Origin of the sequence: Halopiger aswanensis, from assembly GCF_003610195.1 — an archaeon.
Lineage (GTDB): Archaea > Halobacteriota > Halobacteria > Halobacteriales > Natrialbaceae > Halopiger > Halopiger aswanensis.
On the sequence record NZ_RAPO01000002.1, the window covers coordinates 1,091,935 to 1,111,089 of the forward strand.

At 66.6% G+C, this 19,155-nt stretch carries 20 protein-coding genes; 11 read left to right on the forward strand and 9 right to left on the reverse strand.

Annotation, left to right across the window (positions count from 1 at the left end; translation table 11 throughout):
- Window positions 1-1,869: a type II/IV secretion system ATPase subunit gene (locus ATJ93_RS12275; RefSeq protein WP_245977556.1), complete on the reverse strand. Its 1,869-nt coding sequence runs from the start codon at window positions 1,867-1,869 to the stop codon at window positions 1-3.
- A gap of 276 nt (window positions 1,870-2,145) precedes the next feature.
- On the opposite strand from ATJ93_RS12275, the gene ATJ93_RS12285 reads away from it, so the two are divergent.
- The 5 genes from ATJ93_RS12285 to ATJ93_RS12305 all read left to right on the forward strand — a co-directional run bounded on the left by ATJ93_RS12285 (window position 2,146) and on the right by ATJ93_RS12305 (window position 7,725).
- Entirely contained in the window at window positions 2,146-2,622 is a 477-nt protein-coding gene (locus ATJ93_RS12285) for a DUF5793 family protein (RefSeq protein WP_120244909.1), read from the forward strand.
- 151 nt (window positions 2,623-2,773) lie between these two features.
- On the forward strand, window positions 2,774-3,955 hold the full coding sequence (locus tag ATJ93_RS12290) for an ABC transporter ATP-binding protein (protein ID WP_120244910.1): 1,182 nt from the start codon (window positions 2,774-2,776) through the stop codon (window positions 3,953-3,955).
- A gap of 78 nt (window positions 3,956-4,033) precedes the next feature.
- A complete protein-coding gene (locus ATJ93_RS12295; RefSeq protein ID WP_120244911.1) occupies window positions 4,034-4,702 on the forward strand; it encodes a DUF998 domain-containing protein in 669 nt (222 codons plus the stop codon).
- Between the two features lie 83 nt (window positions 4,703-4,785).
- A complete protein-coding gene (locus ATJ93_RS12300) occupies window positions 4,786-5,064 on the forward strand; it encodes a UPF0058 family protein (RefSeq protein ID WP_013881203.1) in 279 nt (92 codons plus the stop codon).
- Between the two features lie 66 nt (window positions 5,065-5,130).
- Window positions 5,131-7,725: a cell division protein ZapB gene (locus tag ATJ93_RS12305; protein ID WP_120244912.1), complete on the forward strand. Its 2,595-nt coding sequence runs from the start codon at window positions 5,131-5,133 to the stop codon at window positions 7,723-7,725.
- 305 nt (window positions 7,726-8,030) lie between these two features.
- Here ATJ93_RS12305 and ATJ93_RS12310 read toward each other — a convergent pair whose 3' ends face one another.
- On the reverse strand, window positions 8,031-8,336 hold the full coding sequence (locus ATJ93_RS12310; protein ID WP_120244913.1) for a hypothetical protein: 306 nt from the start codon (window positions 8,334-8,336) through the stop codon (window positions 8,031-8,033).
- A gap of 329 nt (window positions 8,337-8,665) precedes the next feature.
- Between ATJ93_RS12310 and ATJ93_RS12315 the strand changes: the two genes are divergently transcribed.
- From ATJ93_RS12315 to ATJ93_RS12325, 3 genes are all read left to right on the forward strand, one after another.
- On the forward strand, window positions 8,666-10,045 hold the full coding sequence (locus ATJ93_RS12315) for an adenylosuccinate synthase (protein WP_120244914.1): 1,380 nt from the start codon (window positions 8,666-8,668) through the stop codon (window positions 10,043-10,045).
- A 123-nt stretch (window positions 10,046-10,168) separates the two neighbouring features.
- Window positions 10,169-10,369 (forward strand): methytransferase partner Trm112, encoded by a 201-nt coding sequence (locus ATJ93_RS12320; RefSeq protein WP_013881199.1) that lies wholly within the window; start codon window positions 10,169-10,171, stop codon window positions 10,367-10,369.
- A 40-nt stretch (window positions 10,370-10,409) separates the two neighbouring features.
- On the forward strand, window positions 10,410-11,027 hold the full coding sequence (locus ATJ93_RS12325) for a DUF7524 family protein (RefSeq protein WP_120244915.1): 618 nt from the start codon (window positions 10,410-10,412) through the stop codon (window positions 11,025-11,027).
- A gap of 12 nt (window positions 11,028-11,039) precedes the next feature.
- Here the strand turns inward: ATJ93_RS12325 and ATJ93_RS12330 are convergent, their stop codons facing one another.
- The 3 genes from ATJ93_RS12330 to ATJ93_RS12340 form a co-directional block, all read right to left on the reverse strand.
- Window positions 11,040-12,197, reverse strand: a complete 1,158-nt coding sequence (locus ATJ93_RS12330; protein ID WP_342768861.1) for a DR2241 family protein — start codon at window positions 12,195-12,197, stop codon at window positions 11,040-11,042.
- A 2-nt stretch (window positions 12,198-12,199) separates the two neighbouring features.
- A complete protein-coding gene (locus tag ATJ93_RS12335; protein WP_120244917.1) occupies window positions 12,200-13,132 on the reverse strand; it encodes a CbiX/SirB N-terminal domain-containing protein in 933 nt (310 codons plus the stop codon).
- A gap of 162 nt (window positions 13,133-13,294) precedes the next feature.
- Window positions 13,295-13,654 carry a BsuPI-related putative proteinase inhibitor gene (locus tag ATJ93_RS12340; protein ID WP_120244918.1) on the reverse strand — a complete coding sequence of 120 codons (360 nt, stop codon included), beginning with the start codon at window positions 13,652-13,654 and terminating at the stop codon, window positions 13,295-13,297.
- A 416-nt stretch (window positions 13,655-14,070) separates the two neighbouring features.
- Here ATJ93_RS12340 and ATJ93_RS12345 point away from each other — a divergent pair, with 416 nt between their 5' ends.
- The 3 genes from ATJ93_RS12345 to ATJ93_RS12355 all read left to right on the forward strand — a co-directional run bounded on the left by ATJ93_RS12345 (window position 14,071) and on the right by ATJ93_RS12355 (window position 18,113).
- Window positions 14,071-14,832, forward strand: a complete 762-nt coding sequence (locus tag ATJ93_RS12345) for a DUF2797 domain-containing protein (protein WP_120244919.1) — start codon at window positions 14,071-14,073, stop codon at window positions 14,830-14,832.
- Between the two features lie 87 nt (window positions 14,833-14,919).
- Window positions 14,920-16,509: a sensor histidine kinase gene (locus ATJ93_RS12350; protein WP_120244920.1), complete on the forward strand. Its 1,590-nt coding sequence runs from the start codon at window positions 14,920-14,922 to the stop codon at window positions 16,507-16,509.
- A 239-nt stretch (window positions 16,510-16,748) separates the two neighbouring features.
- A complete protein-coding gene (locus ATJ93_RS12355) occupies window positions 16,749-18,113 on the forward strand; it encodes a serine hydrolase (RefSeq protein ID WP_120244921.1) in 1,365 nt (454 codons plus the stop codon).
- 1 nt (window position 18,114) lies between these two features.
- Here ATJ93_RS12355 and ATJ93_RS12360 read toward each other — a convergent pair whose 3' ends face one another.
- The 4 genes from ATJ93_RS12360 to ATJ93_RS12375 form a co-directional block, all read right to left on the reverse strand.
- Window positions 18,115-18,369, reverse strand: coding sequence for a KEOPS complex subunit Pcc1 (locus tag ATJ93_RS12360; RefSeq protein WP_120244922.1), 255 nt, complete (start codon window positions 18,367-18,369; stop codon window positions 18,115-18,117).
- A gap of 19 nt (window positions 18,370-18,388) precedes the next feature.
- On the reverse strand, window positions 18,389-18,523 hold the full coding sequence (locus ATJ93_RS12365) for a DNA-directed RNA polymerase subunit P (RefSeq protein ID WP_006181151.1): 135 nt from the start codon (window positions 18,521-18,523) through the stop codon (window positions 18,389-18,391).
- A 28-nt stretch (window positions 18,524-18,551) separates the two neighbouring features.
- Window positions 18,552-18,812 (reverse strand): eL43 family ribosomal protein, encoded by a 261-nt coding sequence (locus ATJ93_RS12370; RefSeq protein WP_120244923.1) that lies wholly within the window; start codon window positions 18,810-18,812, stop codon window positions 18,552-18,554.
- 97 nt (window positions 18,813-18,909) lie between these two features.
- Window positions 18,910-19,110: a hypothetical protein gene (locus ATJ93_RS12375; RefSeq protein ID WP_120244924.1), complete on the reverse strand. Its 201-nt coding sequence runs from the start codon at window positions 19,108-19,110 to the stop codon at window positions 18,910-18,912.
- Window positions 19,111-19,155 lie beyond the last annotated feature (45 nt).

Sequence of the window (19,155 nt, forward strand, 5' to 3'; positions counted from 1 at the left end):
TCACCCGTCCTCGTCGGGACCGGCTCCTGCGAGCGGGTTGCTGACGATCGAGTCGGCCGCCGGATCGGTCGCCGTCGGGTCCGCACCGTCGCCGTCGTCCTCGTCGGCCGCAATCGTCTCGAGCACGCGCTCCGTGTCGGCGTAGTACTCGTTGACCAGTGCGGTAAAGCGTCGGTAGTCCGAGATATCGTTGTTCCGCAGGTACTCGAGGAATCGCTCGCGGTTTCGGAGTTCGGTCAACAGTTCGGTCCGGGACCAGCCCTGCTCGTCGCGGATCTCCTCTAAGACGCGGCTGCCGGTGCCGCGGAACGCGTCGGCCTCGCTGTCCCAGGTGTAGGCCGTCGAGTAGTCGAGTTCCCCGGTCCGCTGGTCGATCCCCTCGATTTCGGCGAGCACCTTGTTCCGGCGGACGCGGCCCTCACCGAGCCGGGTTAAGGTCTGCACCGAGAGGATGTCCAGGCTCTGGACCATCGACCGCGGGACGTTGATCGGCTCGTTCTCGAGCCGGTTGATGACCGTCTGAACCGAGTCGGCGTGCATCGTCGAGTAGGTCGTGTGGCCCGTGTTCATCGCCTGGAAGAGCGTGATCGCTTCCTCCCCCCGGACCTCGCCGACGACGATGTACTCGGGCCGATGGCGCAACGCGGAGCGCAGCAGGTCGTACATCGTCACGTCCTTCCCTTCGTGGACGCGCTCGCGCGTGACCGAGGAGAGCCAGTTGTCGTGGTAGAGTTCGAGTTCGCGGGTGTCCTCGATCGTGAGCACCTTCGCCCGCGGCGGGATGAACATCGAGATCGCGTTCATGCTCGTGGTCTTGCCCGACGCGGTCCCGCCCGCGAACAGCAGGCTCTTGTTGTGTTCGATGGCCAGCCAGAGGTAGGCCATCTGCTCGACGCTGAAGGTGCCGTACTCGAGCAGATCGACGGGCGTGAACGGCTCGCTGGCGTACTTTCGGATGGTAAACGCGGAGCCTCGCGGCGTCACCTCCTTCCCCAGCGCCAGTTCGGCCCGCGAGCCGTCCGGGAGCGTCGTCTCGACCATCGGCTCGCCGATGGAGATGTGCCGGCCCGAGTGCTGGGCCAACCGGACGACGAACCCGTCGAGTTCGTCGGTGCCGAAGGCGACGTTCGTCTCGATGTCGGTGTACTCGTCGTGGTAGACGAAGATCGGCAGGTCGTAGCCGTCACAGGAGATGTCCTCGACGTGGGGATCGTGCATGATCGGCTCCAGCCGGCCGTAGCCCCGGAAATCCCGGTGGATGTAGTAAAAGAGCCGGTAGAAGGTCGCCATGTCGATTTCAGCGCCGTAGCGTTCGAGGTACTCGTGGATCGTCTCCCGCAGCAGGTCCTCGACGTCCCCGGCGTCGTCGGCCCGGTACAGCAGGGGATCGCGGACGTCCTCGAAGAGCGTCTCGAGCAGGACCCGTTCTTCCTCGGTCAGTTGCGGTTCGATGACGCGGTAGCGGTGTTGGCTGGCCGAGGCGTCGTAGGCGATCGAGACGAACGAAAACGGCGCGTCGACCCAGTACCGGTCGACCTCCTCGAGGCCGTCGACGGCCTCGTACTCGACCAGCGGGCCGTGATCGCGCGGATCGTAGTCGTCGACCTCGATCGTCGACCCGCGCAGCGTCTCGAGGACCCGGCGGATCGTCCGTTTGGCGGTTTCGAACGTGGACTCCGGCCGGGAGTCACCGGAGTCGGTGGCTGCACGAGCGTCGTCGGCATCGTCGGCTGGACGGGAGTCGTCGTGGGCGGCAGCGTCAGTATTAGCGTCAGCGTCGCCGCCACCGACGGCTGCGGCGGGATCCGGACGCGACGCTGCGCGGTCAGCGTCCGAACCGTCCCGAGCCGAATCGGTGCGTTCTGACATCAGTATAGGGCCTCGCCGCCGGGAGGACGGTGTGTTCGTCGCATATCACGACCGCACCATCATAAATATCCCGACCGTCTCCGTCGCCGACGGGTCGACCGTTTCCGTGGCCGTAGCCCGTTGACGAACCGAGCGACGACTACCGGCGGCGCGAACCGACGACGACAGACAATCGACGAGTGCCGACGCGACCGGGCGATCGTCCCGGACGTGTTCGTTCGAAGACCGGTTGTGCGTTACGTTCATACGGCGGGAGCGCTAATCCGTGCGTACGGAATGAGGCGCGAGGACTTCACGCTAAACGTTACTAATATTGACTGGGTCGAAACCGACGGCGAGCCGCGCAAACCCGCGGTATCGATCGACTTTACCGGCCCGTCGACGATGCTTCGCGAGCGCCTTACCGGTCCCGAGGGAGACCTCCTCGACGCCGACGAAACCGACGTCGCACTCCGGCTGCAGGAGCCACTCGGCAACGACACCGCCGGCGTCGTCAGCGTCACGAACAGAATCACGGGTGAGTTCATCCTCGAGCTCAACGAGGACGCCGACGACGTTCTGCAGTTCATCCGGGCAGCCCGCGGCTACGGCGAGGACGCCACCGAGGACGAGGGGCGCTACACCGTCGAGATCACGCTCGAGGGAGACGACGAGCCGTTCGTCACCTACGACAAACGGACCTTTCTCGTCTACGACGACGAGGGCAGTCTCCTGCGCCAGCACAGCCTGATCCCGAGCGGCGTCGAGCTCTAACACGCCGATTTGCGATTTACGACAGTTCCAGCGACCGTTTTACGCCGGCTCCGAGTCTGCTCCCAACCGGCGGGAACTGACCGGCAAGTATAAGTGTTTTAGGAGTGCCTAAACCGAATGAACGCCGGTACCGGGCCGGCCGGAGTTGATTATGCCGAACGGAGACCTACTCACGACCGCAGCCGACGAATCGGCGCCCGAGCCCGCGTCCGCACCCGAGTCCGCTGGGACGGACGACGTCGTCCTCGAGCTCGACGGCGTCGCGAAGCGGTACGGGAGCGAGGCCGTCATCCCGGACCTGTCGCTGTCGGTTCGGGACGGCGAGATCCTCACGCTGTTGGGGCCGTCGGGCTGTGGAAAGACGACCACGCTGCGGCTGATCGCCGGCCTCGAGAAACCCGACACGGGCCGGATTCGACTGCAGGACGCCCCCGTCGCGGTCGCGGACGAGGGTCGGTTCGTCCCGCCGGAGAACCGCGGTGTCGGCATCGTCTTTCAGGAGTTCGCGCTCTTTCCCCACCTGACCGCGCGGGAGAACATCGCATTCGGTCTGCAGGACTGGGCAGCAGCGGAACAGGAGGCCCGCGTCGACGAACTACTCGACCTCGTCGGTCTCGAGGCCCACGGCGACGACTATCCGGACGAACTCTCGGGCGGGCAGCAACAGCGGGTTGCGCTGGCCCGCTCGCTCGCGCCGGAACCCGAGATGTTGCTCCTGGACGAGCCCTTCTCGAATCTCGACGTCGATCTGCGCGTCGAGATGCGCGAGGAAGTGCGCCGGATCATCAAGGAAGCCGGCGTCACCGCCGTCTCCGTGACCCACGACCAGGAGGAGGCGCTGTCGATCTCGGATCGGGTCGCCGTGATGAACGAGGGCGACATCGAGCAGATCGGCGCGCCCGAACGGGTGTTCCAGCAGCCCAGATCGCGGTTCGTCGCCGGCTTCCTCGGCCACGCGAGTTTCGTCTCCGGCGAGGTCCGAGAGGACCACGTCGAGACGGCGGTCGGGCGCGTTCTCCGTGACGACGTCAACGGGCTCGTCGAGGAGTACACCGGCTCGGCGATCGACCTGCTCGTGCGACCGGACGACGTCGTGGCCGTACCGGGTGACGAGACTGCGGAGCCAAACGGCCGCGTGGTCTACCGGCGCTACCTCGGCCCGACCGTCCTCTACCGCGTCGAACTCGACTCGGGCGAAACCATCGAGTGCATGCACAACCACTCCGACCGGATCGACTTGGACGAGCGGGTCGGCGTCCGCGTCGTCGCCGACCACGAACTCGCGTGGTTCCCCGCGGGCCAGCGCGAGCGCGACGTCTCCGTCGCCGACTAACAGCGCTTCCGCGTTCGATTCTGCGGTCCGATCACCCACTTTGATAGCGGCGCGGTTCGATAGCTACCGGTCACCCCAATGGGAGGAACGCAGCGTCGACGCCGGCCCCGCAGTTCGACCGCCGCTCGAGTCGCAACGCACTGCGGGCTCGCCGCGGCCGTCGTCGGCCTGGGCGCGGTCCTCCTCGCGACGGTCATCGCCGCCCCGGAGACGTTCACCTGGCGCGGTGCCGCCCTCTCGGATATGGGCCGGTACGGGACCCGCACGTTTCCGCTGTTCAACGGCGGGCTCGTCCTGAGCGGCCTGCTCGGCGTCCCCTTCGGCTGGCGGCTCTGGCACGCGAGCGAGACCGCCCTCGAGCGGGTCGGCGTCGCCCTGCTGGTCGTCGCGACGATCGGACTGGTCGGCGTCGGCGTCTTCTTTCTCGGCCACACCGAGTGGTACCTCGAGCGGAGTTTCCACGGCCCGGCCGCGCTGACGTACTTCGCCGCCGCGCCGCTGGCGCAGTGGTGTTACGGCACCGGTGCGGTGCTCGCCGGTCGGCTCCGTCGCGGCCTCGTCTCGATCTGGCTCGCCGTTGTGCATCCGCTGGCCTGGCTGGGCTGGCTTAGCTTCCTCGTCGCCGGCGGCGACGCCGGCGCGTGGTTCGCCGTCCCCGAGTTCGTCGCCGCCGTCGCGTTCGGGGCGTGGATCGGCTTCCTTGCGGTCGATCTCGAGGCACGCTCGCGCCCCGGAGACGCAGCATAACTCGCGTTCCCACCCGACTCGCGCCAGATTTTGCGACGCGTATGCACACAATCCTTAAGCCGAGACCGTCCATACACGCGGGTATGCACAAAGACGAACTCCTCGAGCTGCACGAAGAACTCGTGACCATAATGGAGTACTTCGCCCAGCGCGAGGAGGTCGACGAAGAGCTCTTCGAACCGTACCGCCAGCTCGACGTCGACCCCTCCCACGTCCACAAATCGAAGAGCGAACACAAGCACGCGGTTTTCGTCCTCGGCAACGCCCTCGCGAAGGGGATGAGCGAAGACGAGTTCTCGAGCGCCGGCCGGATTGGCAAGCGGATGAAAGAACTCGCCGAAGACGCCGAGTCGAAGATTTAGTCGGGCGACATATAGCGGCGAACATCTAGGCGAAACGTATTTGTTTCAGTTACCGCTTGTTGAACTATGGACTCGCGCACGCAAGAGCGCGTCGAACAATGGGATTCTCGCCCGTTCAACGGCGGCTACGATGGGCTCGCTGATCTCGCCGAGAGCGGCTTTTCGGGGGCCGTAACGACGGGTACAGGCGGCACCTGGCTCTTTATGCTTAACGGCCGTATCGTCGGCGTCTTCGAGGGGGCGATCGAAGACTTCGACGGCGCCTCGGGCACGATCTATCAGGCGCCGCATCCGTCGCTGCCGTTGCTCTGCTCGATGGAGGAACAGGGGGGCGACACCCGGGCCAAGTACTACACGAACGAAACACCGCTGCGGGAGGTCGACGAGACGCTCCAGGACGGCTCGTTTACGGGCTACATCGTACTGAGCGAGAACGTCCTCAGCGGCGACTACTACGCCGTCTACTACGGCGGTCGCCGGATGGCCGCCGCCTACATCGGTAACGCCGAGCGGCTGGTTACCGGCGACGAGGCGTTCGAACGCGCCGACGACGAGGTCGGAATCTACGAGGTCATCGACGTCGACGTCGAGGTGACCGACGTTCCGGGCGCGGACGACACGCCGGCCGGAGACGCGAACGCCGAGACGGGCGCGACGACCGACAGCACCGACGTCGGCTCGACCGACGAGCCGTCCGTCGGCGGCGTCTCGGGCGTCGAACCGATCGACATCTCCGGCGGCTCGAGCACCGGCTCGTCGGCCGATACCGGCAGCAGTACCGACGATGCAGTGACCGGAAACGACGGCCCGACGGGGATCACGGCGACGGACTCGGACGCAACCGCTCGCGAGTCGACGACGCCGGGAATCACGGACGCCGATTCGATTTCGACCGACGCTGCCGTAGATCCCGATTCCTCCGATACGGCAGCTGATTCGGTCGCTGCCGTCGAATCTGAACCCGAACCCGGACCTGAGCCGGACCCGGAACCGAACCCGGAACCGAACCCGAACGGCGTCGAACTCGAGACCGGAACCGATCACGAACCCGGACTCGAGACCGAGCCTGACCCTGACGCGTCGACCGCAGCCGAAGCCGACGCCGACTCCGTCGGTGGTGACCCCGATTCCGGGGCATCCCCAGCGAGGACGTCCGAAACTGGACACGAAACCGAGACCGAGACCAGCTCTAGCTCGCCGGATCCGGCCGAAGTCGAGGCGGCCGCCGAACAGCTCGATCAGAACGACATCTCCTGGACCGGTGACGACGACGAGCCCGAGCAGCCCCAGACGACGGCCGGAGACGTCCGCCCACCGGGCGGGGCCGAGCGAATGGAGTCGAAAGCCGCCGACGCCGACTCACCAAGTGGTGCCGAGGCGGACGACGAGGATCAACTCGAGGAGCGATTCGAGGAGGAAGAACAGTGGCGCGAAACCCGGCGGATTCCGTCGATCGATCCGGAGAAGACGACCGCAGACGGCTCGACGAGTGCCGTCTCGGGATCGAGGACAGGGTCGGGGTCCCAATCCGCAAGCCAGTCCGCTCGTGAGGATGCCGGTACCCGAACCGAGGCCCGGCGATCGACCGGATCGACCACGCAGGGCTCCGCGAACGGACCGCGCGGCTCCGGACAGGCGGACAGTGGCGCCAGCGCTGGAACCGGGACGACAGCACCGAGCGGCGCCACCGCCGACCGAAACCAGACCGAGCGCATGGAACGGCTCGCCGACCGAATCGAACGCCTCGAGGAGCAGCGCGAGGCCCTCGAGTCGAAGAACAAAGAGCTCGTCTCCGAACGCGATCAACTTCGCGAGAAGAACCAGCAGCTGTCCGAGACGATCGACCGCCTCGAATCCCGTATCGAGGAACTCGAGTCTGAACTGGAGGCGGCACGAGCCGGCGACGGTGCAGGTTCGGGTGTGAACGCCGCGGGCACCGAACTCTCGCCCGACCGGGCGCTGGCCGGGACGAACCTCTTCGTCCGGTACCGCTCGAAGAGCCAACCGACCCTCGAGACCGCCCACGAGGGCGACGCCGACCGCGACGAGGTCGCGTCGAACCTGCAACTCGAGCACCACACCGAGTTCGACGCCTCGGACGTCGCCGTCGAGGGCGCGCCGTACGAGGAGTTCCTCACCGGGACGATGGCCTACCGGTTCGTGAAGTGGCTGACCGACACGACGCTCTACGAAATCCGCGACACCGGCCACGCGAACGGGCTGTCGGACCTCTACGACGCGATCCCGCAGATCGACCGGGCCGAACTCGACGCGACGATCTCGCTCGCGGACGACGACACCGACGACGTTCCCGACGAGGTCACCTTCGACGTCGTCGCGTTCGACAAGATGGGGAACCCGCTGCTCGTCGCGATGCTCAACGACTCGCGCAAGCCGGTCAGCGAGGACACCCTCGCGGGCCTCGAGGAAGCGGCGTCGGCGGTCAAGGCGAACTACCCCGACCTCGCGGCCGCGATCGCCGTCACCTCGAGTTACTTCGAGTCCGGCGCCCACGAGGTGACCGAGGAGGCGACGAGCAGCGGCTTCCTTAGCCGGAGCTCGAAGCTGAGCTACGTCAGCCTCTCGCGAAAGCAGGGCTATCACCTCTGTCTGGTCGAGTCGCGCTCGGAAGGGTTCCACATGACCGTTCCCGAGCTCTAATCGCGACGGGCGCTTTCAGGGACGGCGGTCCGATGGACGACCGTCTCATTTGCTCACGCCACTATTTTCGAACGCGAGCCGTCAACTGAGCCCTGCAGTCGCCGCGACGTTTCCGCAGTTTCGGCTCCGGAGAGAGTGTCTCGAGTCCGCGAACCGGCGAACGGATAGTCGCAGTCGCTGCGAATAGAGCGGGAGTCGAAGAAGAGGCCGCGAACGCGCCGACCGGTTGCACCCGTTCAGTCGTTATACCGGTCGTTGCAGCGGACGCGACGATCGATCGATGCGAACCCGCGGCGATCGAACAGTTAGCCTTCGATTTCGGCGACGTCTTCGATCTTCATCCCGTCGAGCTTGCCGATGATGTCGTCGAGCTTGTCGTCGAGTTCGTCGACGAATTCGACGGTGCGCTCGGTCTTGATCGCACCCTGGCTCGAGGGCTCGATGAGGTTTTCTTCCTCGAGAACGCGCAGCGAGTAGCGAACTTTGTGGTGGGGGTAGCCGGTCTCGTTGGACATCTTGACGATGCCGATCGGCTCGTTTTCGATGACCATCTTCAGGACCTGCAGATGACGTTCCAGCATATCGACTTCCTTCTCAAGTCGGTCTATCATGGCATTTGTTAACTTGTCTTTGGGGCCTTTAAATGTTACCCTCGAAAGCCGAACAGTCTACGCAACGTTTTGATTACTATTGAGAGTAGTTAACGATTCCGTTCCGATACGGCCGTGATGGTGCCGACGATCCGACGAACGGTGTCTCGCCGCTGAAACCCTATAGACTCGTCGGTTGGGGAGCCTGCGACGGGCCGGCCCGAACGCAGTATCGACGGTCGACACGCCCATGGGTGACGATATCAACGCACGCACACTCGAGTTGTGCCCCTGAATGGGCCGGCAATACCGTAATCTGTTTATCGGCCCGGCAAGAATCCGCCGCTGTTATGACCGTCACAATCGTCGGGTCGCAACTCGGCGACGAAGGCAAGGGTGGCGTCGTCGATCTCTACGGCGACGCCGCCGATGTCGTCGCCCGGTATCAGGGCGGCGACAACGCTGGACATACCGTCGTCCACGACGGCGAGACGTACAAGCTATCGCTCGTTCCCTCCGGGGCCGTCCGGGGGAAGATCGGCGTGCTCGGCAACGGTTGCGTGATCAACCCGCGAACCCTCTTCGACGAGATCTCTACCCTCCAGGAGAAGGGCCTCAACCCGGACGTTCGGGTCGCGGAACGGGCTCACGTCATCCTGCCGTTCCACCGCGTACTCGACGGCATCGAGGAAGACGTCAAGAGCGAATCGGACCAGGAAGTCGGGACGACCGGTCGCGGAATCGGCCCGACCTACGAGGACAAGGCCGGCCGCCGCGGCGTCCGCATCGGCGACCTGCTCGACCCTGACGTGCTCCGGGAGAAACTCGAGTACGTCGTGCCCCAGAAGCGGGCGATCGTCGAGGACGTCTACGGGCTCGATATCGACGACCTGGACGATCCTGACGCGTTCGACGTCGACGCGCTCTTCGAGGAGTTCCGCGACATCGGCGAACGCCTCGAGGATGAGGATATGACCGTCAACGCCAGCGCGTTCCTCACCGACGCGATGGACGACGGCCAGACCGTCATGTTCGAGGGCGCGCAGGGGACCATCATCGATATCGATCACGGGAACTTCCCCTACGTCACGTCCTCGAACCCAACCGCCGGCGGCGCCGCAGTCGGGACGGGCCTTAGTCCCGGCGTCATCGGCGACGGCGAGATCATCGGTATCGTCAAGGCCTACCTCACCCGCGTCGGCAGCGGCCCGCTCCCGACCGAACTCGGCGGCGTCGAAGGCGACACGCCGGGCTACGACGAACAGGGCGAGGGCGAAAACGAAGAGCTGGCGACCTACATTCGCGAGGAGGGCGGCGAGTACGGGACCGTCACCGGCCGACCCCGTCGCGTCGGCTGGCTCGACATGCCGATGCTGCGCCACTCCGCGCGCGTGAACGGCTTCACCGGTCTCGCGGTTAACCACGTCGACGTGCTCGCCGGCTTGGACGAGGTGAAGGTTGGGCACAGCTACGACTTAGATGGCGAGGAAGTCTTCACGATGCCCGCGACCACCGAGGAGTGGGGTCGCTGCGAGGCGAACCTCCGCACGTTCGACGGCTGGGACGAGGTCGACTGGGAAGCGGTCGCCGAGGACGGCTACGACACCATCCCCGAGAACGCCCGAACTTATCTCGAGTACCTCAGCGACGAACTCGACGCACCGATCTACGCAGTCGGCGTCGGCCCCGGCCGCGAAGAGACCGTCGTCGTCGAAGACCCCTACGAGTAATCGGCGCGTCGATTCGCGCCATCTGATCGGCCGCGCCCGCCAGCCCCCTCGAGACGAGCCGCGGGCGCGAAAGCGCGGGCTCGTTCCCGAAACCTTTTGCTGGATGCGGCCAGCCTACGTACTATGAAGGAGTCCTTGCTGGATATTCTCCGCTGTCCGCTCGACAAACACGAGCTCGAACTCGAAGACGCCGAGTACGGCGACGACGGCGAGGAAGTCGTCGGCGGCGACCTCGTCTGTACCGAGTGCGGCGAACGATATCCCGTCGACGACGGCATTCCGAACCTGCTCCCGCCGGACATGCGGGAGGAGACGCCCGCCTGAACCGGTCGAACAACTCCATCCCCGTGCGCGCACCGTAACCGTGTCCCGATCCCGAACCGGAACCGAGGTCACCGTCCACGTCAACCGCGAGTCGCCCGATACGCTCGAGGCAGCGACGACTACGGTGTCGACTCGCGGTTCGTTCGTCCTCGCGTTACGGGGCCACGAATCGCCCGCACACGTTCACTGTCGGCTCGCTGACGCCGACCCGTCCTTTTCGCGGCACGTCTCGATCGACCAGTCGAACTACTACGTCGAAGCGGGCGAGACGATCGCGGTTCCGGTCGGTGTCGACGCCGAGGGGATCGACGAGCCCGTCACGGGTCGCCTCGAGGTGGTGACCGGGTACGGCTCCGAGTCGGTGACGATCGACGTCACCGTCAAACCCAAGCCGGCTGCGGTCGACGTCGACGAGTCGCTCTCCAAACCGCCGTCGCGGGATCAGTCGACCGACCGAACGGCCGCCGAGAAGGTGCTGAAGCGGCTGTTCGGAGCGGGCGGCCTCGATGCGGGGACGCTCGCGGTGCTCGCGCTGGGACTGATCGCGCTCGCCATCGCGACCGCGACGGCCGCGACGATCGGCGGACTCGCCGCAACCTTCGGGTTCGTCGTCGTCGCCGGCGGCGTCGTCATCGCACTCGCGTTGCTGATCACGTAGCTCGAGTACGCTTTACTCCGAGTCCGCGGATGCGGACCGCTCTCGAATCTCGAGAGCGCCATCGTCGTCGAACCGCTTGGCTCGCAGGTACCTGGCCCGGTAGCGGTTCGCGCCGTCGTTGACGTCGGCCTCGCGGATTTCGTCGGTTCGTCCGTCGGCGACCGCCTCGATCAACTCCTCGAGTTGGTTGCGTTCGCTCGGGGTCAACTCGAGTTCGTAGGTGCGCTCGTCCTCGGACTCGAGGACGGTCCACTGACGCGCGGCGGCGATGACGAGCGAGCAGGGCTCGCGGCAGGGGAACGGGCCGTCGCCGCCCGGCGGCTCGAGGTCGTCGCCCGCCTCGTACTCCCACTCGCGCCGTCGGAGACACTGCGAGTCGACGCAGCACGCTTCAGCCACCCAGTCGACGGCTTCGCGGGGCAGTTCGTCGAGGATGTCGTAGATTCCGGTCTGTCGCTCGGCGGTTTCCCGCCAGTGATCGACGTCCAAGTTCCCCCGCAGTTCGCGGTGCCAGTTGGCGACGGTCGCGGGGTAGAAGAACTCGACCGCCTCCACGAGTTCGTCGCCGGAGAGGCCGGTGAACGCCCACCCCGAGGGCAGCGTCGGCGCGGTCTTCAGGGGCCGGTAGCGCCCGTCCTCGTCGTAAGTCGCGATCTCGCGGGCCTCGCGGGGATCGTCGGAGACCTCGAGCTCGGCCAGATCCGTCCCGGCGTCGTCGACGTGCCAGAGGTCGTAGACGCGCTCGCCGTCGGGCTCGGCGACGTCGACGAACCGGGCGGTGATCGAGAGCTGGCCCCACTCGCGATCGACGCCGTCCCGCAGGGCCGCGTAGCGTTCGGGAACGGCGAGCGGGTCCTCGGTCGGCGCTCCGGCGCCGTCCTGGGCGATCGGGGCCCGTTCGCACCACCGGAGGAAGGCCCGGCGGTAGGTTCCCTCGCCGCCGACCGACTCCTGCCAGTAGCGCCAGTTCGTCGCGTACGCCGCGACCGCGTCGAGAGCCGTCGGGAGGTCGTCCGCGTCGACCCGCCGCGGGTCGATCTCGGGCGTCTCGAGGACGTACTCGTCGCCGTCGCGCTCGAGGGAAAGGCCGTCAAATTCGATAGTGGCGTCCGCCCGGTCCTCAAGCGCCGCACTCAACGCGTCGACGGCGTCGGTTGTCGCATCCGCCACGGTCAGTCACCCGCACCCGCGCCGGCACCCGCTCCTGTGTCGGTTCCCGACTCGAGTTCGCTGCTGTCGGTACCCGTTGCGGCCCGTTCGTTCGCCCGGACGATCTCGAGGGCGTCACCAAGGTCCGCGCCGGCATCCGCCGCGCGCTCAAGGATGACGTCAGCCATCAACCCCTCGGTGCCGACCGCGCCGGCGTACCAGATCCGGTGGCCGTCGACGTCCGCGGGGACGTCCCAGCCCAGTCGGTAGTCCTCGGTCAGGCCCATGTCCTCGGGGATGTCCTCCTGGGTGTGGTAGCCGTCGGCGATAAAGAGCGGGACGACGACGATGTCGTCGCTTTCGAAGTAGTCCGTGACGTCGTCGACCTCGGGCTCTTCGTCCATGAACAGGGCCTTCACCTCGTCGAAGCGGTCCCGTTCGCGGATCCGCTCGGCGTGGTACTCGACGGCCTTCGCGGAGTTTTCGTTGCGCTCGGTGCCGTGGCCGACGACCGCGAGGCCGAACCCCTCCCCGACGTCGGGGTCCTCGGTGACCGTCTCGGCGCGCTGAACGATCACGTCCGTCATCGCGTCGTGGGTCCCGACCGGCCCGCAGTAGTGGACCGTCTTGTCGACGTCGGTCGCCTCGAGCGTGACCTGCGAGGCGCTCGTGCCGTCGGAGTCCCACTTTGCGGGGTGCCACTCGTCGAGGCGGAGTTCGCGGGGAATCACTTGCTCGGTGAAGTACCCCTCGCTGATAAAGAGCGGGACGACGAAGACTTCGTCCGACTCGAGAGTGCGAATCACCTCGCGGAAGTGCGGTTCCTCCTTCCAGAAGGCCTCGCGGACCTCGTCGAACGCGCCCGTCTCGCGGACGGCGTCCGCGTGGGCGTAGGTGGGGTCCGAGGCGTCCGGATTGAGATGAGAGCCGTGTGCCGCGACGACCAGCGCTTGCATATCCGCCCGTTGGGACGACGCCCGCTTATACCCTCTGCCAACCAGTCTAAACCTCGCGTACGTCGAAAACGACCGGCCAATCGGGGCACAGCTTTCCCGAATGCGAACCGGTTTCGATCGTACCGTCGCCCGCGCCTCGAGACGCAGCGTCGGCGCGGGCCGCTACTCGGACTCGGGAACGCGAAACTCGGTTCGAGCCTCGCAGGACGCGTCCTGCGCGCGCAACTCGGCGACGGCGGTGTACTCGCCCGGCCGCGGCTCCTCCCACTCGCCGTCGTAGGTCGTCGACTCCTCCGGGGCGAGCCGCTCGGCACTGAGCATCTGCATGAACGCTCGCCCCTCGGTGAACCGCCAGACCTCCTGACCCGCGTTCTGCACGACGAACTCGGCTTTGGCCGCGTCCGAGAACTGCAACTCGATCGGCTCCGGCCCCGCGTTCGTCACGGTGAACCTGAACGCGACCGCCGACGACCCCGTCCCGTCCGTCGATACCCTCGCCTCGAGCGATCCCTCGAGTGTCATGGCCGGAAGTTCGCCGGTCGGACGTATAACCGTTCGCCGGCACGGGCGGTTGCGGTAGGCGGGACAGTCGCAACTATAGCGGGTGGGAATAACAAGCACACCAGTTATATGGGTCGGCCGCGGACGACAGACTGTCACCGGACGATAGCAAGCCCGGTGAACGGCTGGTCGACGCATCGCGTGCGAGCCACCCGCGACGAGACGGGCCGCGCCTCCGCCGGATCGGGATCGTGCTATGTGCTACGTGCGGAGCCGAACCACACATTCGCGCGGCCCGTTTCAGCGAACAGCGAGCCCCGCGCGACGACGGGGTCGGTTTCCACCGTTCCCGTCCCCGTCCTTGTCCCGGGATCGCGGAGAGTCGTCCACACCGTCGATCCCGGTACAGCTATCCGTTTTCGTTTCCAACTCCGACCGTGCAACTGGTGGGCTACGAGCCGAGCGGTCGCGGGTCCGCACTGTTGCTGGCCGACGACAGCGGCGCACTCGAGCGCCGACCGCTCGAGGCCGGCGACACCCTTTCCTACGCGCTCGGGGAGCGACGCTGCGCCGGCACGATCGACGACGGCGAGCACGTCGCCTGCGACCGCCCGGCGGCGCCGTACTGTGAATATCACACCAGCACGTGGGTCTGCGCCCGCTGTACCGGCACCTGCCTCAAGGACGAGATGGACTGCTACGAGGAGCACGCGGTCTACATCGCCGCGTTCGCTCCGGACACGTTCAAGGTCGGCGTCACCAAGTCGCGGCGCCTCGAGACCCGCCTGCGCGAGCAGGGTGCCGACCGGGCGGCCCACGTCCACACCGTCTCGAACGGCCGCATCGCCCGCGAGATCGAGGCCGAGATCGCCCGGCGGCTGACCGACCGCGTCCGCACCGGGCCGAAAGTCGCCTCGCTCGCGGCGACTGTCGACGAGGACGCCTGGGAACGGACGCTCGACTCCCTCGAGGCCGACGTCATCGACCGCTTTTCGTTCGACTACGGGCTCGAACTCCGAGATCGGCCCGTCCGCGAGACGATCGCGTCCGGGACGGTCGCCGGCGTCAAGGGTCGGCTGCTCGTCCTCGCGAACGGCGGCACGACCTACGCCGTCGACATGCGCGATCTGGTCGGTTACGAACTCGAGGCCGGCGAAACCGGTCGACGGTTGCAGTCGTCGCTCGGTTCGTTCGGCTGAGACGCAGCCGCGGCCGGCGAACGTATTCGGTCGACGGATAGTCAACGGTCAGACAGTTCTTAGGACCACGGCCTCGTACGCCCGGGCATGGCTTTCGGCAGCGACCGCGTCCGTCGGTACCTCGCCGGCGGGTGCGTCTCCGGACTCGGTGCGGTACTCCTGCTCGTCCCGCTGTACGACATCTGGGACGACCTCCGCAACCTCTCGTGGGACGTGACGTGGACGCTCCTCGAGAACAGCGCCTTACTCGTGCTCGCGTTCGGCCTCATCGTCGCGGGGGTGTGGCTCGTCCGGCTGGACTGGGAGACCGACTACGTCGTGACGGTCGCGAAGTGGAACCTGCTGGTCGGCGGGGCGATCGCGGCGCTGTTCCTGTGGATCGTCCTGATCCAACTGCGGGTAATGTCCGAACCGAAACCGTACGTGCTCGCGCTCAACGGCGTCCTCTTCGGCGTCGTCGCCGCCTTCGGGATCGGCGTCTACAACGCCAACCAGCAGCGCTACACCGACAAACTCGAGGCCCAGGAGCGACGGCTGCTCGAGCTGTGCGAGCGCGTGTCGGCGTCCGAACGGCGCTACCGGACTCTCGCGGAGCGGTTTCCCGACGGCATCGTCGCCCTGTTCGACGAGGAGCTGACCTTCTCCCTCTCGGCCGGCGAAGGGTTCGATCGGGTGCCGCTCGGCCCCGGGGACGTCGACGGTCGAACCCCCAGCGAGGGATTCGGCGAGGCGTTCGCCGAGACGGTAACGCCGGCGCTCCGGCGCGCGCTGGACGGCGACCGGGAGACGGTCGAACTCGAGTACGCGGACCGCCACTGGCTCGTCCGAACGATCCCCATCGAAGATGACGACGAGACGATAGTTGCGGGGATGCTGATGGCGCAGGATATCACCGACCTCATCGACTACCAGCGCGAACTCGAGGCGTCGAACGAACGACTCGAGCAGTTCGCCTCCGCCGTCTCCCACGACCTGCAGGAGCCCCTGCGGATGGTCACGAGCTACCTCGAGTTGCTCGAGGGGCGGTACGGCGACGAACTCGACGAGGACGGCCGGGAGTTTCTCGACTACGCCGTCAACGGCGCGGATCGCATGGGCGAGATGATCGACGGCCTGCTCGAGTACGCCCGCGTGGAAACGCGGGGCGAGTCGTTCGAACCGGTCGATCTCAACGCCGTCGTCGCCGACGTTCGCGAGGATCTCCAGGTGAAACTCGACGAAAGCGACGCCGACCTCACCGTCGAAGATCTCCCCCGTGTCACGGGTGATCGGAGCCAACTTCGGCGCGTCTTCCAGAACCTGCTGGAAAACGCCCTCGAGTACAGCGGCGACGACCCACCCCGCGTGCACGTCGGCGCCGAACCCGCAGCGGACGGCGGGGCCGGCTGGATCGTCTCGGTTCGGGACGAGGGGATCGGCCTCGATCCCGAGCACGCCGACCGCATCTTCGACCTCTTCGAACGGCTCCACGCGAAGGCGGACCACCAGGGGACGGGAATCGGCCTCGCGCTGTGCGAGCGGATCGTCGACCGCCACGGCGGCGAGATCTGGGTCGACTCCGAACCCGGGGAGGGGACGACGTTCTACGTCGAACTGCCCGCCGCATCGGCGGATAGACGGGAAATCGACTCTGACGGAGCGAATACGTCAGACGGAGGCGATACCGTAGCGCAGTAGTCGCCGAGCGGCTGCACGATAATCGAGTCGGTTCCGCCGATACTGAGTCTGCCAGGGTGGAGCGACGGGTTCAGCGAGCGGAGTGACACTCGAGTCCCGAGCGAGATCAGATCAACTGGTCGGCGTCATTGAGGAGCGACGCGACCGTCGCGCAGACTGCCGACGGGTGCCGCCCAGTCGATCCGTGTGAATATTGCGCAAAGAAGTGGTATTTCAGTGATGTGTGTGGGAGTAGTTGCATGGCACCGGATCGGAACGAAGTTTCGGCGTCGACCCGCGCCGAGATCGAGGCGCTCGTCGCGGAGTGGATGGAGTCCGAATCGATTCCGGGCGTCAGCATCGTCGTCGCGGATCGGGACGGGATCCGCTACGCGAACGGTTTCGGCGTTCGAGACGTCGAGTCGGAAGCTCCCACAACCCCCGATACTCTGTACGCGGTCGCGTCGCTGACGAAGTCCGTCACCGCGATCGCCGTCCTGCAACTGGTCGACCGCGGCGCTCTCGACCTCGAGGACGAACTCCGCGAGTACGTCGCCGTCCTGAACGAGGCGCCGGGACCGCCGATCACGGTTCGGGAGTTGTTAGCCCACTCCTCGGGGATGCCCCAGGACTTCGTCGCGCGCCGCCCGGCCATCGACGACGGACGGGACCTCGACCTGTTCGAACACGTCGACGGCGCGGCCGACCACCGACTGGTCGGCGACGAGCGGTACATGTACTACAACGGCGGGTACTTCGTCCTCGGCGAACTCGTCGAAGCCGTCGACGGGCGACCGTACGAGGCGTACGTTCGGGACGAGATCTTCGAGCCGCTGGGCATGGACCGTTCGACGTACGACCCCGACGCGCTCGATCGGGACGACGACGCGATGACCGGCTACACGAGGGTCGACGGCGAGCTCACGCCGGACGCGTACGACGGCGGCGCCGGGCCGGCCGGCGGACTGATCAGCTCCGCGCGGGAACTCGCGACGGTGCTTCGCTGCGTGCTGAACGACGGGACGGTCGACGGGACGCGGATTCTCGAGTCGGACCTCGTCGCGGCGATGTGCGGTCGCCAGTCGCCGTCCCTGCCGACCGTCGACGGGACGTACCGCGGGTACGGGTACGGCTGGGAAGTCAGCGAGTTCCTCGAGGAGACGCTCGTCTCTCACCTCGGCGGCATCGGCGTTTCCGGGGCCTACATGGGCTGTCTGCGGGAGCACGATGTCGCCGTCGCACTGGCGTTCAACACGCACGGGCCGTCGGTGACGGCGGTCGGCGCGGGGATTCTGGCTGCGCTGTGCGGCGAGCGACCCGAGGACGCCGTCCGGGCGCTCCGAGTGCGCGAGGCGATCGACGCCGTCGCCGGCACCTACGAATCGTATCGCGGCGCGTTGACCGCGACCGTCGAACCGGCGGCCGGCGGGCGGATCAGGATCCGCGTCCCGGAACGAGACGTCGCGTTCACCGCCTCTCCGGACGCCGTCGAGCGCCCGCCGTACTCGTTTTCGGCGGCGACGGGAAGCGGGGTTCGGTGGACCGCGGCGTTTCGCGACCTCGAGACGGAGCCCCGACTGATCCTTTCGATGGGCAAGTGGACCGCCGTCCTGACGGGCCGGTAGCCTACGCCGCCTCGCCGATCGCCGCCGTCCGTTCGGCCACGTCGACCAGCGAGAACCAGGTGTTCAATGCGGCTCGCAGCGCGACGACGTCGGCGGCGTCGATCGTAATCCGTACCGTCGCGCCGTCGCGCTCGAGCGTCGTCTGCGACCGATCGTCGTCGATCTCGCCGATTTCGCGGGCGACGCTCTCGGCGACGATGCGAGCGCGATCGACACTCTCGTAGTCGAACTCGAGCGTTGCGTCGTGAGAAGACACGGGCAGAGCGGAGACGACGTTACTGGACGTCGACTTCCTTGACGTCGCGGCTGCGCTCTTTCAGCAGGACGCGGTGGCCGCAGTAGGGACAGCGGACGCCACCGTATTCGTCGAGTTGAACGTCGCGTTTACATCGGGAGCACTTGTAGCTCATTGGTGGACTCGAACGGGAAGGGAGACGGTTATTCGTCCTCGGCCAGCGCGGCGCGGATCGAGCGCTGGACGGTGCGGCCGGCGGGGGTCTCCGGACGGTAGGCACCGCCGGTGAAGACCTCGCCGGTTTCTTCGTTCTTCCAGATGCCGGTTCCAATGCGGGTGACGTCGTCGCCGTCGACCTGCGCGTTCTCCATGTCGTCTTCGATCTCGCTGACGCGACGTCGTGCGACGCGACCGTAGCGTGCGCCGAAACGGCCCGCGCTACCAACGCTTCCTTTGTCGGCCATAGTAGGGATATCTATCGCCAGCGGATTCTTAAACCTGTTGAGTCGCACCTGCGCTGGCGGCAGTAGCGGAACGCCCGGCCCCCGCCGCGGCGAGCACTCATCGCATCCGTTTCGCGACCGGGCCAGTCAGCAGTTCTCGAAAGACGAGCGCGAGCGCTGCGAGGTACCCCACCGGCGCGAGGGGTGCTGCGAGCAGTCCCGTCCCTACGCCCGTCACCGCGATCACCGAGCGGAGGACGAGACCACTGAGCGCGAGCAGCGGAATCGCAGCCAGGACGGCGTCTGGACGCTCGAGCATGGCTAATTATATCTAATTACGCCGAGCCCGTAAAGGCGGTGGCTA

What these genes read in the sequence shown, in the direction of transcription:
- ATJ93_RS12300 (WP_013881203.1), top strand. Translation starts at nt 4,786, where the DNA reads ATGCACAAAGACGAACTCCTCGAGCTGCACGAAGAACTCGTGACCATA.
- ATJ93_RS12290 (WP_120244910.1), top strand. Translation starts at nt 2,774, where the DNA reads ATGCCGAACGGAGACCTACTCACGACCGCAGCCGACGAATCGGCGCCC.
- ATJ93_RS12275 (WP_245977556.1), bottom strand. Translation starts at nt 1,869, where the DNA reads ATGTCAGAACGCACCGATTCGGCTCGGGACGGTTCGGACGCTGACCGC.
- ATJ93_RS12315 (WP_120244914.1), top strand. Translation starts at nt 8,666, where the DNA reads ATGACCGTCACAATCGTCGGGTCGCAACTCGGCGACGAAGGCAAGGGT.
- ATJ93_RS12295 (WP_120244911.1), top strand. Translation starts at nt 4,034, where the DNA reads ATGGGAGGAACGCAGCGTCGACGCCGGCCCCGCAGTTCGACCGCCGCT.
- ATJ93_RS12305 (WP_120244912.1), top strand. Translation starts at nt 5,131, where the DNA reads ATGGACTCGCGCACGCAAGAGCGCGTCGAACAATGGGATTCTCGCCCG.
- ATJ93_RS12350 (WP_120244920.1), top strand. Translation starts at nt 14,920, where the DNA reads ATGGCTTTCGGCAGCGACCGCGTCCGTCGGTACCTCGCCGGCGGGTGC.
- ATJ93_RS12375 (WP_120244924.1), bottom strand. Translation starts at nt 19,110, where the DNA reads ATGCTCGAGCGTCCAGACGCCGTCCTGGCTGCGATTCCGCTGCTCGCG.
- ATJ93_RS12365 (WP_006181151.1), bottom strand. Translation starts at nt 18,523, where the DNA reads ATGAGCTACAAGTGCTCCCGATGTAAACGCGACGTTCAACTCGACGAA.
- ATJ93_RS12285 (WP_120244909.1), top strand. Translation starts at nt 2,146, where the DNA reads ATGAGGCGCGAGGACTTCACGCTAAACGTTACTAATATTGACTGGGTC.
- ATJ93_RS12320 (WP_013881199.1), top strand. Translation starts at nt 10,169, where the DNA reads ATGAAGGAGTCCTTGCTGGATATTCTCCGCTGTCCGCTCGACAAACAC.
- ATJ93_RS12370 (WP_120244923.1), bottom strand. Translation starts at nt 18,812, where the DNA reads ATGGCCGACAAAGGAAGCGTTGGTAGCGCGGGCCGTTTCGGCGCACGC.
- ATJ93_RS12335 (WP_120244917.1), bottom strand. Translation starts at nt 13,132, where the DNA reads ATGCAAGCGCTGGTCGTCGCGGCACACGGCTCTCATCTCAATCCGGAC.
- ATJ93_RS12310 (WP_120244913.1), bottom strand. Translation starts at nt 8,336, where the DNA reads ATGATAGACCGACTTGAGAAGGAAGTCGATATGCTGGAACGTCATCTG.
- ATJ93_RS12355 (WP_120244921.1), top strand. Translation starts at nt 16,749, where the DNA reads ATGGCACCGGATCGGAACGAAGTTTCGGCGTCGACCCGCGCCGAGATC.
- ATJ93_RS12340 (WP_120244918.1), bottom strand. Translation starts at nt 13,654, where the DNA reads ATGACACTCGAGGGATCGCTCGAGGCGAGGGTATCGACGGACGGGACG.